Genomic DNA, 16,618 nt, shown 5'->3' on the forward strand with positions numbered 1-16,618 from the left:
CCGCCGGCCCGGGCACCGGGCGGCCACCGGTCCACGGCTGACGGTCCTCCGTCGCGACGGACGGCCCTCCGGCACGCGACGGGAGCGGGACCCGCGCGGGCGCTGCCGCGGGCCCGGCGGGGGCCGGCGACTGCGCCGGTACGGACACGGTGTGCGCAGTGCCGCGTACGGCGTCGGTGGGCGCGGCCGGGACGGCGTGGGCGGACACGGCCGGAACGGCGTCGGTGGGCGCGGCCGCCGGGACCGCGACCCGTGCGGCTCCGTCAGGCACGGACCCGGTGTGGGGGACGGCCGGTACGGCGTCGGTGAGTGCGGCGCCGGTGCGGGTGACCGCCGGGGGCGGCGTGTGGGTGGTCGGGGAAGGGGTGGGGTGGGGGGTGGTCATGGGGCGGACGGTACGCACCCCCCGGTTCGGTGAACCGTTCCGTCCCCCGGGGCTTCCTACGATCGGGGGACGGCTGCTGCGGCGATGCCTTCGACCTCGGTGCCGGCCGGGGCGAGGAGGAAGACGTTGCGGTCCACGCGGTGCATGCCGCTGCCGAGACCGAAGACCACGCCGCTGCTGAAGTCCAGGATCCGCTTGGCCACCTCGGTGTCCGCGCCGGTCAGGTCGAGCAGCACCGGGATCTGGGCGAGCAGGTACTCGGCCACTTCCCGTGCGTCCGCGAAGACCTGCACGCGGAGCACGACGAACCGCCGCTGCTCGGCGGCGAGCTCCCCGGAGCGCGGAATGGTGCGGTGGTCGACCCTCGACGGCCATTCGTTGCGGCTGCGCAGGGGCACCACCTGGGCAAGCCCCTCCCACTGCTCGTCGGTGACGTCGTACCTGCTCACCGGCCCACCTCGGCCCCACGCTTCATGTGCATCCACCCATCCTCTCGCGTTTCACCCGTTCAGCCCAACACCGACACGGCCTGTCGGGCGGGTGGCGCGAGCGGAATCCCGCTCCTTGGCCCCGCGTAAGGTCTTGGCCATGACTGACGGTGAGGGGCGGCTGCTGCCGAGCGAGATACCGGCGGCCGGCCGGCGGACTCCCCGTCGCCGCCCGCGGGCCGACGCCGTGCGCAACCGTGCCCAGATCCTCGCCGCCGCCGAGCACCTTTTCTCAGAGCAGGAACCGCACACCGTCACGATGGACCAGATAGCCAGGTCGGCCGGGGTGGGGCGGGCCACCCTCTACCGCCGGTTCCCCGATCCAGGGGCCATCGCGGCCGCCCTGCTGGAGGAGCACGAGCGGCTGCTCCAGGGCCGGCTGGCCTACGGACCGCCGCCGTTGGGCCCGGGCGCCCCGGCGGCCGACCGGCTGGCGGCCTTCTACGCGGCCTCCGTCGATCTGCTGGAGCGTCACCTTCCGCTGGCCTTGGGAGCCGAGGCCGGCGCGGCCCGCTTCGCCAGCGGCTCGTACCGCTACTGGCAGGCCCACGTACGGCTGCTGCTCGCCGACAGCGGCAGCCCGGACCCGGACGCCTGTGCCGATGCCCTGCTCGGCCCGCTCGCGCCGGAGGTCTACCGCTTCCAGCGCCACCACCTGGGCCTGGAGCCGCAGCGCATCATCGACAGCCTCACGCTTCTGGCCCACCGGATGCTCGGCCACTAAGTTACCGGCGGTAAGTCTTCGTTCCTCCCCCTCAGGAGCAGACTGTGAACGCTGGAAACGGAACCTCCGCCCGCACCGCGCACCGCCGGATCCGCCGCCCCGGCCGCCGCCTCGCCGTACTGGCCGCCGCCCTGCTGGCCACCCTGACCGCCGCCGCCGGCCCCTCCGCCGCCTCGGCCGCCGACCCCGCCGCGGCCCGGCCCGCCGGGGCCGGGCTGCGCGAGGTGCTGTTCGTCGGCAACAACTGGGAGGGCACCGCCGATGTCCTCGCCTCCTCCGGCGGCCTGGAGAAGGTCGGGCGGATCAACGTGATACCCGACAAGGAGGAGCGGCTGCGCGAGATCCGTCTCAATCCCGTGAAGCTCGGCTACTTCCTCGGCATCCGCGCCACCGCGGGCGAGGGCCACGACCAGTTCGTGGACGACATGTACACCACGCCGGACGGCACCGCGGTGGTGGTGTCGCGCCCGAGCTTCGCGGACGTGGTGTCGATCGACCTCGCCACCGGCCGCATCAACTGGCGCTTCCCGGTGTCCGGTTACCGCGCCGACCACATGGCGGTCTCCCCCGACGGCACCCGGGTCGCGGTCTCCGCGTCGACGTCCAACACGGTGCACGTGCTCGACATCGCCACCGGCCGGCCCGCGGGCTCGTTCGGTACGGGCGACAAGCCGCACGAGAACGTCTACACCGACGGCGGCCGGTACCTGTGGAACATGTCGATCGGCGACGTCACGAGCGCCCTCGACGCACCCTGGCTGGACTGGACGAAGGGCGACCGGCGCATCACCGTCGTCGACGCGCAGACGATGCGCCAGGTGAAGGTGATCGACATGCGGCAGCGGCTCGACGCGTTCGGCCGCTCCGACCTGTCGGACGCGGTGCGCCCGGTCGCCTTCTCGCCCGACGGCTCGACGATGTACTTCCAGGTGTCCTTCTTCAACGGCGTGGTGGAGTACGACGTTTCCGCGGACCGCATCACCCGGGTGCGCAGGCTGCCCGCGAACCCGGCGACCAGCAGCGACCGGACCACGTGGGTCAACGACTCGCGGCACCACGGGATGTCGATGAGCCCGGACGGCACGAAGCTGTGCGTGGCGGGCACGATGGACGACTACGCGACCGTCGTCGACCGCACCTCGCTGCTGGAGGGCCCGCTGGTGCCGGCGTCGAAGCCGTACTGGGCGACGGTCAGCGGCGACGGGCGGTCCTGCGTGATCTCGGAGAGCGGCGCCGACCGGGTCACGGCCATCGACTTCGCCACCGGGCGGGCCACCGCCTCGGTGCCGGTGGGCGACCACCCGCAGCGGGTGCGGCTGGGGCACGTACCGGCCGGCTGGAGCGGGCCCGCCGCGTAGCCGCGCGGGCCGCCCTCACGGCGCGACCCCGTAGTAACGGCGGCAGCCCCGCAGCATCGCCTCGGGCGAGAGGGTGAAGACGTCCACGAAGCCGACGCCGCCGGTCCGGCCCACCACGACCACGCTGTCGCCCTCGGCGACGATCCGGTCGATGGCGTGCGGGGCCGGCGGCACCAGGCCCTCCTGGTGGAGCCGGACCACCTCGTCACGGCCGTGCCCGGGCGGCGCGTCCGGACGGCAGAGCTCCACGTCCTCGTCGAGGAGCGACCCGTACCCGTCGACGTCGCCGGTGTCGAGATAGTGGTAGGCGAGGCGTACGTGCTCCACGCCGGCGGCCGTGACCATGCCGCCCCAGGGCCGTCCGCGGCCCGCCTGCCTGCCGTTCCCACTGCCGTCGCTGCGCTGACTGCTCACCGATACGTGTCCTTTCGTGCTGCCTCGGACACTGTGCTCCGCCCCTCCAACCCGGAACTATCGCAGGGCTATCACCGCCGGTCACCATCACGAAATATCCACACCATGGACAAGAACCCTGCAGGTCTACGACACTTGGGCAGGCTGCCAAGCCGATCTTGCTCCGAGTTCCCGGGCGACCGGCAGGGAGACTCATGCCCAATTCCTTCAGTGGAGTGCACGCTGCCCCCGAGATGCCCGCCTTCCGCATCCTCGGACCGTTACAGGTGGCCGGACCACGCGGACCGGTGCGGGTGCCGCCGGGGCGGCAGGAGGCGATCCTCGCCGCCCTGCTGCTGGAGACGAACCGGGTGGTCAGCACGGACTCCCTGGTGGACCTGATCTGGGACGACACCCCGCCGGACACGGCCCGCACGCAGGTGCAGATCTGCGTGTCGCGGCTGCGCAAGCTGTTCACCGGCGCCGGCATCGACGCGGCCATCACCACCCGGCCGCCCGGGTACGTGCTGACGACCGGCCCCGAGAGCGTCGACTCGGCCCTGTTCTCCCGCGAGGTCGCCGAGGCGCGCGCCCTGGGGAAGGCCGGGCGTCCCGCCGAGGCCGTGGAACGACTGCGGGCCGCCGAGGCGTTGTGGCAGGGCGACTGCCTGGGCGGGGTGCCCGGCGAGTCGCTGCGCAGCCGGGCGCTCCAGCTGGACGAGGAACGCCTGACGGCCGTGGAGACCCGGATCCAGCTGGAACTGGACCTGGGCCGGCATCACCAACTGGTCGCCGAAATACAGCTCTTGGTACGGGCGCACGCACTGCGGGAGCGGCTGCGGGGCCAGTTGATGCTGGCGCTGTACCGTTCGGGCCGGCAGGCGGAGGCCCTGGAATCGTACCGGGCGGGCCGGGAGCTGCTGGTCGACGAGCTCGGCCTGGAGCCGGGCGAGGAACTGCGGAAGCTGGAGTCGGCGATCCTGTCCGGCGATCCGGCGCTGCACGCGGGACAGCCGGGCGGACCGGGCGCGGCCGACCGCTTCGGACGGACCGGCGCGGACGGCGGCGGTACGGCGGTCCGGGCCGCGGCGTTCGGCGGGCCGGCGGCCGGCCCCGGGTCGGGATCCGGACTCGGTGCGGTACCGGGCGCGGGGTTGGGCTCGGGGGTGGGCGCCGCCTCGGGCGCCGGCCTGGGCGCGGTACCGGGCGCCGGGCCGGGCACGACCGGCTCCGGTGCTGTGACCGGCGGCTTTCCCGACGTGTCGGCCTGGAGCGGCCGGGCCGGTCTGACGGCCGGGGCGGGTCTGCCGGGTGCGGCCGGGTTCCTGACCGCGGGCCTCCCGGGGGCCGGAGCGCCGCGCGGCGCTGAACCGCGCGGGGGCGCGGGCCTCGCTCCCGGCATGGGGCTGCCCGGAACGGGGCTGCCCGGAACGACGGCGCTCCTCACGCCGGGCCGGTCGGCCGGCCCGGGGGCTCCGGGCGGCGGGCCGGGCGAGCCGGGCGGGGGTGTGCCCGAGGCGGAGCCCGGGCTGGGCTGGCGGGAGGAGGTTCCCCGGCAGCTCCCCGCGGACACGGCGGACTTCGTCGGCGACGAGGCGCAGATGGATGTCATCGAGCAGGCGTTGCTCGGTGACGGGGTGCGGCGCGCGGTGGGCTTCGCCGTGATCGTGGGCAAGCCCGGCACCGGGAAGTCCACGCTGGCCACCCACATTGCCCACCGGATCAGCGAAGGCAGCTTTCCCGACGGGCAGTTGTACTGCGATCTGCGCGGTACCACGCCCGGCCCCGCCTCGGCCGCCGAGGTGCTGGGCCGGTTCCTGCGCGCCCTCGGCATTCCCGGTCCGGTGATCCCGGAGACGCTGGACGAGCGCGCCGAGATGTACCGGACGCTGCTTGCCTCCCGGCGGGTGCTCGTCGTGCTGGACGACGCCGCGTCGGAGAGCCAGGTGCGGCCGCTGCTGCCCGGCAGCCGCAACTGCGCGGTGCTGGTGACGAGCCGGGTGCGGATTACCGGGCTGCCCGGTGCGCACCGGGTGGAGCTGGACGTGCTGAGCACGGAGCGGGCGCTGGAGCTGCTGGTCCGGGTGATCGGGCCGGATCGGGTGGCGCGGGAGCCGATCGCGGCGGAGGCGCTGATCCGCACGGTGGGCGGGCTGCCGCTGGCGCTGCGGATCGTCGCGGCGCGGCTGGCAGCGCGGCCGCATTGGTCGCTGGCTTCCATGGTGCACCGGCTGGCCAACGAACGGCACCGGCTGGACGAGCTGACGCACGGCGAGATGACGATGCGGGCGAGCCTGTCGCTGACGCACGACGGACTGGGTTTCGTGGAGCGCCAGTTGCTGCGCCTGCTGAGTCTGGCGCAGGGGCCGACGCTGCCGGGCTGGCTGGCGGGCGCACTGCTCGACGACGACCGGCCGTTCCCTTCGGACCTGCTGGAGCCGCTGGTCGACGTACAGATGCTGGATGTCGTCGGGGTGGAGTCCACGGGCGGGTTCCGGTACCGGTTCCACGAGATCATCCGGGTGTTCGCGCGCGAGCAGCTGGCCGCGCACGACGAGCCGGCGGTGCAGCGGGCGGCGCTGGAGCGGATGATGGGCGGCTGGATGGCGCTTGCCGAGCAGGCCCACCGGCGGATCTACGGCGGGGACTTCACCGTGCTCCACGGTTCGGCGCCGCGATGGGAGCCGCCGCGTACCGTGGTCGACGAGCTGCTCGTCGATCCGCTGGAGTGGCTGGACAGCGAGCAGGCCAACCTGTGCCTGGCGGTGGAGCACGCGGCCCGCGAGCAGATGGACGAGCTGTGCTGGAACCTGGCGACGACCCTGGTGACCCTGTTCGAGGTGCGCGGCTATCACCTGCAGTGGGAGCAGACCCACCAGCAGGCGCTGGCGGCGGTCCGGCAGGCGGGCAACGTGCGCGGTACGGCGGCCCTGCTCAGCTCGATGGGTTCGCTGCACCTGAGCCGCAGTCAGCATCACGAGGCCCGGGAGGCGTTGGGCACGGCGCTCGGGCTGTTCACGGAGCTGGGCGATGCGCACGGGCGGGCACTGTGCCGCCGGGACCTGGCGCTGCTGGAGCGGCTGCGCGGGGACGACGACCGGGCGCTGGGCCTGTACGGGCTGGCGCTGCAGGACTTCGACCGGGCGGGCGACGCGGTGGGGCGGGCGAACGTGCTGACGCACAGCTCGCACATCTGGATGCGGCGGGGCCAGAGCGGTACCGCGCAGTCGCAGCTGGACGAGGCACTGGGCATCTACCGTTCGGTGGGGTACACCGGCGGGCAGGCCCGGACGCTGCGGCGGGTCGGTCAACTGCTGTTGCAGCAGCGCGAGTTCGAGCAGGCGGTGACGATCTTCACCGAGGTGCTGGAGCTGTGCCGGCGGCGCGGTGACGTGATCGGCGAGGGGCATCTGCTGCGGGACCTGGGGCAGGCGCTGGCGGCCGTGGGCCGGGACGAGCAGGCGCGGGAGTTCTACGACCGCTCGCTGTCGGTCCGCGAGCAGATCATGGACCAGGGCGGTGCGGCGCTGGTCCGGCTGGACCTGGGACGGCTGCTGGTCCGGTCGGGCGAGGCGGCCCGGTCTCGGGAGCTGCTGGAGAGCGCGGCGCAGGCCTTCCGGGACCGGAACATGGCGCCGGAGCTCCGCGAGACGGAGCTGCTGCTCGGGCGGTGAGCGTACGGCGCGCCGTTCGCGCGTCTCTCCGAGGCCTGTCGGCCGCCGTCCGGTCAGTCCCAGGGGTCGTTGTTGTGGCTCGCGGTGGGCGAGGGAGTGGCGGCCTGCGGGGCGGCGGCGTCGCCCTCGCCGGTGCCCGGCAGCGGCTGGGTGACGCGGGTGGGGGCGGTGGGAGCCGTGGCGTCGTCGGCCTGTGCTGCCTGCGTGCCCACGACGGCCAGACCGGCGACGGCGGCGGTCAGCAGGGCGGTGCGGAAGGCCTTGGCCAGGCTCATCGGAGAGTCCCTTCGGCTGGTGAGCGCCCCGGTGCGGTGCGCTTCGTTCTCTGTGGCACCAACTTAGGAAGGCCGGGAATCCCCCCACCGTCTTCACCCCTATCCCCGCGTTATCACCGCGCGGACCGGTTTTCGGGCGGAGATAGCGGGGGCGGCGGGGCTGCCGGGCGCGATGGCGCAACCGCCCGGCGGCGGTAGGGGCGGCGGGCCGCAGTGGGGCCGCCACAAGGCCCGTGACCGGCGCTAACCCGTGGCCATTGGTCGGGGGATGCCCTGCGGATAGCGCGATTCGGACGATGGGAAGCGGAACCGGGCTGCTGCCTCTCCCACGAGGGGTGGGCGGCGGCCTGCATCTGCCTCCGGGTTCCCCACCACGACTCGCGGGAGCACACATGAGCACCACCGTTCCGGTCACCGCAGCGTCCGCGGAGCCGTCCACCGCCGCCGACAGCGCGCAGTTCGGCGCACTGGTACGGGCGCACCGGCTGCGCATCGGCCTGACCCAGCGGGAGCTGGCCGACCTGTCCACGATCAGCGTGCGGGCCATCCGCGACCTGGAGCAGGGCAAGGCACGGCGGCCGAGAACCGACACGATCCGGCTGATCGCCGATGCGCTGCGGCTGGGACCGCGGGCCCGTGCCGCGCTGGAGGCGGCCGCCCAGCAGGGGCGGTGCGCCGGGGCGGCGGGCGGGCTCTTCGACGGGGAGCCGCCGGCGCCGCCGACCGCGCTGCACGGCCTGACCGGCCGGGAAGCGGAGGCCGGGGTGCTGGTGCGGGAGCTGGGCTCGGGGTCGGAGCGGCTGGTGAACGTGGTGGGGCTGAGCGGGGCGGGGAAGACCCGGCTGGCGCTGGAGGCGGCGAACCGGCTGTACGCGGCGGGGCTGCCGGTGCTGTGGCACGCGTTCCCCGGGGCGCCGCGGGACTATCTCGCCGCGGCGGACGCAGGCCCGGCGGAGCGGCTCGTGGCGGAGCTGGTGGCGTACCTGTTCGAGGCGGGGCCGGGCGACGAGGGCCGGCTGCCGGCGCAGCCGGTGGGCGACCGGCCGGTGCTGCTGGTGCTGGACGGGGCACCGGAGCGGGCGCCGCGGTGCGACCGGCTGACCCGGCTGCTGCGCGAGTTCCCGGGGCTGCGGCTGCTGGTCACCTCCGAGCACCCATGGGGGCTTCCGGGTGAACGGCCTTTCCTGCTGGGCCCGTTGGAGGTGCCGGTGGAGGGTGCCGCCGAGTCTGCTGCCGTAGGACTGTTCCTCGACCATGCGCGGCGGGTGCGGCCGGAGTTCGCCCCGTCGGGGGGTGAACTCGCCGACGTGGTACGGGTCTGCGCGCGGCTGGACGGGCATCCGGTGGCGCTCGCGGCGGCGGCCTCCTGGCTGGCGGTGTGCGATCTGCCGGCGCTCCGCCGGTCCGTGGACGCCGATCCGGCCGCGCTGCTGGACCACCTGGCGGGGGGTGACGGCGGACGGCGCTTCCGGGAGGGGCTGCAGCGCGGGCTGCGCCGGCTCACCGACGGGCAGCGGGCCCTGCTCGCGGACCTGTGCACCGCGCCCGGGGACGGGGCCGGGGCGGACGGGTCCGGCGACGGAAGGGGCGACGGATGCGGCAACGGGTCCGGCGACGGGTTCGGGCTGGACGAGATCGTGGCGCTGACCGGACGCGGCCTGCCGGAGTCCGGGCGGATGGTGCGCGACCTGCTCATAGCCGGGGTGATCCGGGCCGGGCACGAGGCGGGCCGGTCCCGTTTCCGGGTGCTGCACCTGGTCCGTGCCTTCCACCGGAGCGCCGAGGGTGCCCCGCCCGCCGCCCTGGCTGCCGCCGGGCACTGAGCTGCTGCCGTAGTGCCGGAACAACTGCCGCCCGGGGCACGGCACCCGGGTTTGGATGACATCGGCCGGATGGTGCGCGGAACGCCCCGGAGACGGCCGGCCCCGCACCCACCGTGATCACACAAGGAGCTTCCATGGCCTCCCTGACGTCTCAGGCGTCTCAGACGTCGCAGGCATCCGGTCCTGGTACCGCCCCCGGCCCGTCCGTCGTCCGGCTGCCGCTGTCGGCGGCGCAGCGCGACATCTGGATGGCCCACGACCTCGACCCGACGGGCTGCCGGTACAACATCGGCGAGTACCAGGAGATCCGCGGCGCGGTGGATCCGGAGCGGTTCGCGGCGGCCTGGCTGCAACTGGTCCGCGAGGCGGACGCGCTGCGCGTACGGGGAACGGAGTGCGACGAGGACGGCGTATGGCAGTTGCTGGCGGACGGGCCGGGTGACCGGCGGCTGGAGTGCGTGGACCTGACCGGCGCGGGGGATCCGCCGGCCCGGGCCCGCGCGTGGGCCGAGGCGGCGGTGGCCGCACCGTTCGACCTGGCGGCGGGGCCGCTGTCGCGGCATGCGCTGCTCAAGCTCGGCGACGAGCACTTCTGCTACGTGAAGAGCTACCACCACCTGGTGCTCGACGGCATGGGCTCGGCGCTGCTGGACCGGCGGCTGGCCGAGCTGTACGAGCGGGCGCTGGCGGACGAGCCGTGGGGGCCGTCGCCGTTCGGGACGCTGCCGGAGCTGCTCGACGAGGACGCCGCGCACCGGGCGTCGGACGAGGCGGCGGCGGACCGTCTGCACTGGGCCGAGCACCTGGCGGGTGTCCCGGAGACCCCGCGGATCGCCGAGGGCCGTACCCCGGTCGCGGCGGCCGACGGGCCGGCGCTGCCGTTCGTACGGCGTACGGCCGTGCTGGACCCGGAGCGGACCGAGCGGCTGCGGGCCGCGGCCCGCGGGTACCGGACGCGCTGGTCGATGCTGATGGTGGCGCTGGTCGCGGGGTACGTGCACCGGATCAGCGGGCGGACCGAGCTGCTGCTGGGGCTGCCGGTGACCGGGCGGACCACGGATCTGACCCGCCGGACGCCGGGGATGTCGTCGAACGTGGTGCCGCTGCGGGTGCGGGTCGCGCCCGGCGACACGCTGGGCGGGCTGGTGCGGGCAGTGGTGGCGGAGACCCGGCACGGCCTGGCGCACCAGCGCACCCGGTACGAGGACATGTGCCGTGACCTGGGGCTCGCCGACGGTGAGCGGCGGCTGACCGCGCCGCTGGTCAACATCATGGCCTTCGCCCCGGACCTGGCGTTCGGTGGGCTGCCGACGCTGGCGCACAACCTGAGCAACGGGCCGGTGGAGGACCTGGCGATCGGGGTGTACGACCTGGGTCCGCGGACGGGTCTGCGGATCGACTTCGACGCCGCGCCGGAGGTGTGTGACGTCGAGGCGGTCGCGGGGCACCAGGACCGGTTCCTGCAGTTCGTCGACGAGGCGCTCGGCTCGCCCGAACTCGCCCTCCGGGACATCGGATTGCTGGATGCGGTGGAGCGGCGGCTGGTGCTGGAGGAGTGGTCCGGCACGTCGGTGGAGATCGAAGACCGTTCGCTGGCCGCCCTGTTCGAGGAACAGGCGCGGATCCGGCCGGAGCATCCGGCGGTGGTCTTCGAGGAGAAGACCGTCGGATACAGGGAGCTGAACGAGCGCGCCAACCGGCTCGCCCACCATCTGGCCGCGGCGGGACTGCGGCGCGGGGACATCGCGGGCGTACTGATCGAGCGCGGCATCGAGTTCGCCGTCGCCATCCTCGCCGTGATCAAAACCGGCGCCGGATACGCCCTCCTGGATCCAGAATTCCCGGACGAGCGGCTGCAGAACACGGCGCTGGACGCCGCCGTCACCATGCTCGTCACGGACGCCGGCCAGGGGGCGCGGCTGAGCGGGCCGTGGCGGACGGTCCGCGTGGACGAAGAGGCCGTGCACATCGCGGGGCGGCCGGCGCGCGACCTCGCCACCGTGCTGACCGGGGACGACGTGGCGTGCGTGATGTTCACGTCGGGATCGACCGGACGCCCCAAGGGCATCCTCTCCTCCCACCGCAACCTCATCTCCACCCTCACCGCCCAGACCTACTGCACCTTCGGACCCACCGAAACCTTCCTCCAATGCTCACCCGTCTCCTGGGACGCCTTCAGCCTCGAATACTGGGGCGCCCTCCTCCACGGCGGCACCACCATCCTCCAACCCGGACAACGCCCCGAACCCACCCACATCACCGAACTCACCACCCGCCACTCGGTGACCATGCTCCAACTCTCCTCCACCCTCTTCAACCACCTCACCGACGAACACCCCCACACCTTCACCACCACCCACACCACCTACACCGGCGGCGAACCCGCCAGCCCCACCCACACCCACAAACTCCACCAACACCACCCCCACCTCACCATCACCAACGGCTACGGCCCCGCCGAATCCATGGGCTTCACCACCACCCACACCATCCAACCCACCACCACACCACCCACCACCCACCCCATCGGCACCCCCCTCACCAACAAACACACCTACATCCTCGACACCCACCTCAACCCCACACCCCCCGGAACCACCGGCGAGCTCTACCTCACCGGACACGGCCTCGCCCACGGCTACCACCACCAACCCACCACCACCGCAACCCACTTCATCCCAAACCCCTACGGACCCCCCGGCACCCGCCTCTACCGCACCGGAGACCGGGCGTACTGGGACGCCGACGGCCGGCTGCACTACGCGGGCCGCACCGACGCCCAGATCAAGATCCGCGGCTTCCGCGTCGAGCCGACCGAGATCGAGACCACGCTCACCACGCACCCGCGGATCGCGCAGGCGGCGGTCACCACCCACCCGGACCGGCACGGCATCCCGCAGCTCATCGCGTACGTCACCGCCGAGAGCGGGGCCGGGGGCGGGGCGCCGGGTCCGCAGGAGATCCGGACCTGGCTGCGGACCCTGCTGCCGGACCACATGGTCCCGTCGTTCGTGACCGTGCTCGACCGGATCCCGTTCACCGCCAACGGCAAGATCGACAAGCGGGCGCTGCCCGCGCCGGTGATCGGCACCGTCGACGGCCGCGCGCCGCGCACCCCGCTGGAGGAGATCCTCTGCGGGCTGTTCACGGAGATGCTGGCCGCGCCGGCGCCGCTGACCATCGACGACAACTTCTTCGACCTCGGCGGGCATTCGATGCTGGCGGCCCGGCTGACCAGCCGGATCGGCGCCGCGCTCAGCACCCGGCTGACGGTCCGCGACATCTTCCAGTCCCCCACCCCGGCCCTGCTCGCCGAGCACCTGGGGGTCCGCGCGGGGCGCCGCGCGCTGCCTCCGCTGGCGGCGTCCGCCCGCAGCTGCGAGCTGCCGCCGCTGTCGTTCGCGCAGCAGCGGCTGTGGCTGGTCGCGGACATGCAACAGGACGGGGCGGGCGGGACGGCGTACAACGTGCCGATGTCGGTGCGGCTGTCGGGCCGGCTTGACGTGGTGGCACTGCGGGCGGCCTTCGCGGACGTGGTGGCCCGGCACGAGCCGCTGCGCACGGTGTTCGTACGGGTGGACGGCGAGCCGCGGCAGCGGGTGCTGACGGCGGGTCCGGAGCGGCTGTCGTTCGAGCACCGGATGGTCGCACCGGGGGGGCTGGACGCGGAGCGGACGGCGGCGGCCGGGTACGCGTTCGACCTGGGGTCCGAGTGCCCGCTGCGGGTGACCCTGTTCCAGACCGGCGAGGACGCGTACGAGCTGCTGGTCGTGCTGCACCACATCGCGACGGACGGGCAGTCGCTGCGGCCGCTGTTCGGGGACCTGGCCACCGCGTACGCGGCCCGGCTGGCCGGCGCGGAACCGCAGTGGCCGGCCGAACTGCCCCTGCGGTACGCCGACTTCGCGCAGTGGCAGCGCCGGGCGCTGGGGGACGCGGCCGACCCGGAGAGCCTCCTCGCGCAGGACCTGGCGCACTGGCGGTCCGCGCTGGCGGGGCTGCCGGAGGAGCTGGGGCTGACGCTGGACCGGCCGCGGCCGGCGGTGGCTTCGCACCGCGGTGGTGCGGTGCCGGTGGACTTCGGGCCGGAGCTGTACGGGCGGATCGCGGAGCTGGCCCGCGCGGAGCGGTGCACGCCGTTCATGGTGGTGCACGCGGCGCTGGCGGCGCTGCTGACCCGGCTGGGGGCCGGCACGGACCTGCCGATCGGCGCGCCGGTGGCGGGGCGAAGTGACGAGGGCCTGGCGGGCCTGGTGGGCTTCTTCGTGAACACGGTGGTGCTGCGCACGGACACCTCGCAGAACCCGAGCTTCCGGGAGCTGCTGGGCCGGGTGCGGGCGGCGGACCTGGATGCGTACGCGCATCAGGAGAGCCCGTTCGACCTGGTGCTGGAGGCGGTGAACCCGCAGCGGTCGCTGGCGCGGCATCCGCTGTTCCAGGTGTGCCTGGCACTGGAGGCGGGGGCGCCGGCGGGGCTGGAGCTGGCGGGCGTACGGACGCTGCGGACGGCGCCGGTGTCCAACGGTTCGGCCAAGTTCGACCTGGAGTTCCTGCTGTCGGGGAGCGAGGCGGAGGGGCTGTCGGGTGCCGTGGTGTACGCGGCGGACCTGTTCGACCGGTCGAGCGTGGAGCGGATGGCCGCGATGCTGCGGCGGACGCTGGAGCAGGCGGTCGCCGATCCCGGACTGACGCTCGGCGAGCTGGAGTTGCTGGATGCGGTGGAGCGGCGGCTGGTGCTGGAGGAGTGGTCCGGCACGTCGGTGGAGATCGAAGACCGTTCGCTGGCCGCCCTGTTCGAGGAACAGGCGCGGATCCGGCCGGAGCATCCGGCGGTGGTCTTCGAGGAGAAGACCGTCGGATACAGGGAGCTGAACGAGCGCGCCAACCGGCTCGCCCACCATCTGGCCGCGGCGGGACTGCGGCGCGGGGACATCGCGGGCGTACTGATCGAGCGCGGCATCGAGTTCGCCGTCGCCATCCTCGCCGTGATCAAAACCGGCGCCGGATACGCCCTCCTGGATCCAGAATTCCCGGACGAGCGGCTGCAGAACACGGCGCTGGACGCCGCCGTCACCATGCTCGTCACGGACGCCGGCCAGGGGGCGCGGCTGAGCGGGCCGTGGCGGACGGTCCGCGTGGACGAAGAGGCCGTGCACATCGCGGGGCGGCCGGCGCGCGACCTCGCCACCGTGCTGACCGGGGACGACGTGGCGTGCGTGATGTTCACGTCGGGATCGACCGGACGCCCCAAGGGCATCCTCTCCTCCCACCGCAACCTCATCTCCACCCTCACCGCCCAGACCTACTGCACCTTCGGACCCACCGAAACCTTCCTCCAATGCTCACCCGTCTCCTGGGACGCCTTCAGCCTCGAATACTGGGGCGCCCTCCTCCACGGCGGCACCACCATCCTCCAACCCGGACAACGCCCCGAACCCACCCACATCACCGAACTCACCACCCGCCACTCGGTGACCATGCTCCAACTCTCCTCCACCCTCTTCAACCACCTCACCGACGAACACCCCCACACCTTCACCACCACCCACACCACCTACACCGGCGGCGAACCCGCCAGCCCCACCCACACCCACAAACTCCACCAACACCACCCCCACCTCACCATCACCAACGGCTACGGCCCCGCCGAATCCATGGGCTTCACCACCACCCACACCATCCAACCCACCACCACACCACCCACCACCCACCCCATCGGCACCCCCCTCACCAACAAACACACCTACATCCTCGACACCCACCTCAACCCCACACCCCCCGGAACCACCGGCGAGCTCTACCTCACCGGACACGGCCTCGCCCACGGCTACCACCACCAACCCACCACCACCGCAACCCACTTCATCCCAAACCCCTACGGACCCCCCGGCACCCGCCTCTACCGCACCGGGGATCTGGTACGGCGGCGGATCGGCGGCGAGCTGGAGTACGTGGGGCGCGCCGACCAGCAGGTGAAGATCCGCGGGTTCCGCGTCGAGCCCGGCGAGGTGGAGGCGGCGCTGCTCGGCTGCACCGGGGTCGCACAGGCCACCGTCCAGGTGCGCGAGGACGTGCCGGGGCAGAAGCGGCTGGTGGGGTACGTCGTCCCGGAGCAGGGCGACGGAGCGGACGGCGACGGCGCCACCACGCCGGCCGCGCTGCGGGAGCGGCTGCGCCGGGTGCTGCCGGACCACATGGTCCCCGCGCAGGTCGTGGTCCTGGAGCGGATGCCGTTCACCGCGAACGGGAAGATCGACAAGCGGGCGCTGCCCGCCCCCGCCGTCGGTGTGGCCGACGGCCGCGCCCCGCGCACCCCGGTGGAGGAGACCCTCTGCGCCCTGTTCGCCGAGGTGCTCGGCGCCGGCTGCCGGACTCCGACCATCGACGACAACTTCTTCGACCTCGGCGGGCACTCCCTGCTCGCCTCCCGGCTGACCGGCCGGATCGGCACCACCCTCGACACCCGGCTGACCACCCGGGACGTCTTCCAGCACCCCACCCCCGCCGCCCTCGCCGCGCACCTCGCGGAGCGCGGGGCGGCCCCGGCCAAACGCGCCCGGCCCGCCCTGCGCCGCCGCACCCACACCGATCGGAGAGACTCGTGACCCACACCCCGCACCCCGCGCCCGAAGACGTCGTCTGGGACCTGCCGGGTACCGCCCCGCACCGCCTGTCGCTGCTGGTGCTCCCGCACGCCGGGGGCAACGCCCACGCCTACGCCGAGTGGCGCGAGCACCTGCCGGCCGACGTCCGGCTGCTGATCGGCCAGTACCCCGGGCGCGGCGCCCGGTTCTCGGAGCCGCTGCCGGAGTCGGTGGACGACCTGGCCGGCCCGGTCGTGGCGGCGCTGCCCGCCGATGCGGGCGAGCTGGTGGTGCTCGGCCACAGCATGGGCTCGCTGGTCGCCTTCGAGGTGGTCCGCGCCCTCCAGGCCGCCGGCCGGACCCCGCGGGCGCTGATCGCCTCCGCGTGCCGGGCGCCGTTCCTGGCGAACCCGTGCGCCGTGCACCCCGAGCTCCTCGACGACGACGCCCTGGTGGCGGCGATCAAGGAGCGCGGCGGCACCGACGACGGCATCCTCGACGAGCCGGAGCTGCGCGAGATCGTGCTGCCGTCGATCCGCGCGGACTTCGCCATCGACGACGTGTACTGCTGCGCCGACCGCGGGGTGCGGGTGGCCTGCCCGGTGACGGTGATCGGCGGCGACGCCGACCCGGTGGCCCCGGCCGAGAACCTCCACCACTGGTCCGAGGTGACCGACCACGGCTTCACCCGGCAGGTGCTGCCCGGCGGCCACTTCTACTTCCAGCAGCAGCTGCCGGCCTTCTTCGCCCTGGTGAACCCGGTGCTGGAGGCCGCCGCCCCGGCCGCCGCCGGCGCGCGCTGACCGACTGCGGCGCCTCCCCGGGCCGCGGCACCTCCCCCGGCCGCGGGGGCCGCCCCCATCGCCTCGATCGCCCTGATCGCACCGATCTTCCAGACTTCAGAATCCGAGGAA

The 16,618-nt window shown here is 73.7% G+C and carries 9 protein-coding genes and 1 pseudogene; 6 read left to right on the top strand and 4 right to left on the bottom strand.

Going from position 1 to position 16,618, the window contains the following annotated elements; genetic code table 11:
- A pseudogene (locus LG634_RS01495) lies at window positions 1-385 on the bottom strand (hypothetical protein); the annotation flags it as partial.
- 56 nt (window positions 386-441) lie between these two features.
- Entirely contained in the window at window positions 442-834 is a 393-nt protein-coding gene (locus LG634_RS01500; protein WP_226731710.1) for a cell division protein SepF, read from the bottom strand.
- A 139-nt stretch (window positions 835-973) separates the two neighbouring features.
- Here LG634_RS01500 and LG634_RS01505 point away from each other — a divergent pair, with 139 nt between their 5' ends.
- Both LG634_RS01505 and LG634_RS01510 read left to right on the top strand, forming a co-directional pair.
- The gene (locus LG634_RS01505; protein WP_226731711.1) at window positions 974-1,597 is read left to right on the top strand and encodes a TetR/AcrR family transcriptional regulator; all 624 of its coding nucleotides are present in this window, start codon (window positions 974-976) and stop codon (window positions 1,595-1,597) included.
- Window positions 1,598-1,686: 89 nt separating this feature from the next.
- Window positions 1,687-2,955, top strand: a complete 1,269-nt coding sequence (locus LG634_RS01510) for a YncE family protein (protein ID WP_372482358.1) — start codon at window positions 1,687-1,689, stop codon at window positions 2,953-2,955.
- Window positions 2,956-2,970: 15 nt separating this feature from the next.
- Here the strand turns inward: LG634_RS01510 and LG634_RS01515 are convergent, their stop codons facing one another.
- A complete protein-coding gene (locus LG634_RS01515; RefSeq protein ID WP_226731712.1) occupies window positions 2,971-3,369 on the bottom strand; it encodes a nuclear transport factor 2 family protein in 399 nt (132 codons plus the stop codon).
- 248 nt (window positions 3,370-3,617) lie between these two features.
- Between LG634_RS01515 and LG634_RS01520 the strand changes: the two genes are divergently transcribed.
- Window positions 3,618-7,022, top strand: a complete 3,405-nt coding sequence (locus tag LG634_RS01520; protein WP_443728998.1) for an AfsR/SARP family transcriptional regulator — start codon at window positions 3,618-3,620, stop codon at window positions 7,020-7,022.
- A gap of 53 nt (window positions 7,023-7,075) precedes the next feature.
- On the opposite strand, the gene LG634_RS01525 is transcribed toward LG634_RS01520, so the two are convergent.
- Entirely contained in the window at window positions 7,076-7,297 is a 222-nt protein-coding gene (locus tag LG634_RS01525) for a hypothetical protein (protein WP_226731713.1), read from the bottom strand.
- Window positions 7,298-7,689: 392 nt separating this feature from the next.
- Here LG634_RS01525 and LG634_RS37700 point away from each other — a divergent pair, with 392 nt between their 5' ends.
- The 3 genes from LG634_RS37700 to LG634_RS01540 all read left to right on the top strand — a co-directional run bounded on the left by LG634_RS37700 (window position 7,690) and on the right by LG634_RS01540 (window position 16,507).
- Complete coding sequence (locus tag LG634_RS37700; protein WP_264202598.1) at window positions 7,690-9,120, top strand: helix-turn-helix domain-containing protein; 1,431 nt, start codon at window positions 7,690-7,692, stop codon at window positions 9,118-9,120.
- Window positions 9,121-9,254: 134 nt separating this feature from the next.
- Window positions 9,255-15,725: a non-ribosomal peptide synthetase gene (locus LG634_RS01535; RefSeq protein WP_226731714.1), complete on the top strand. Its 6,471-nt coding sequence runs from the start codon at window positions 9,255-9,257 to the stop codon at window positions 15,723-15,725.
- Window positions 15,722-16,507: a thioesterase II family protein gene (locus tag LG634_RS01540; RefSeq protein ID WP_226731715.1), complete on the top strand. Its 786-nt coding sequence runs from the start codon at window positions 15,722-15,724 to the stop codon at window positions 16,505-16,507. Before LG634_RS01535 ends, LG634_RS01540 begins: the two co-directional genes overlap by 4 nt.
- Window positions 16,508-16,618 lie beyond the last annotated feature (111 nt).

It is taken from the genome of Streptomyces bambusae, assembly GCF_020532645.1.
Classification (GTDB): Bacteria; Actinomycetota; Actinomycetes; order Streptomycetales; family Streptomycetaceae; genus Streptomyces; species Streptomyces bambusae.

Bases quoted from the DNA above. Each gene is read 5' to 3' on its own strand.
- LG634_RS01525 (WP_226731713.1), bottom strand. From the start codon at position 7,297: ATGAGCCTGGCCAAGGCCTTCCGCACCGCCCTGCTGACCGCCGCCGTC.
- LG634_RS01535 (WP_226731714.1), top strand. From the start codon at position 9,255: ATGGCCTCCCTGACGTCTCAGGCGTCTCAGACGTCGCAGGCATCCGGT.
- LG634_RS37700 (WP_264202598.1), top strand. From the start codon at position 7,690: ATGAGCACCACCGTTCCGGTCACCGCAGCGTCCGCGGAGCCGTCCACC.
- LG634_RS01505 (WP_226731711.1), top strand. From the start codon at position 974: ATGACTGACGGTGAGGGGCGGCTGCTGCCGAGCGAGATACCGGCGGCC.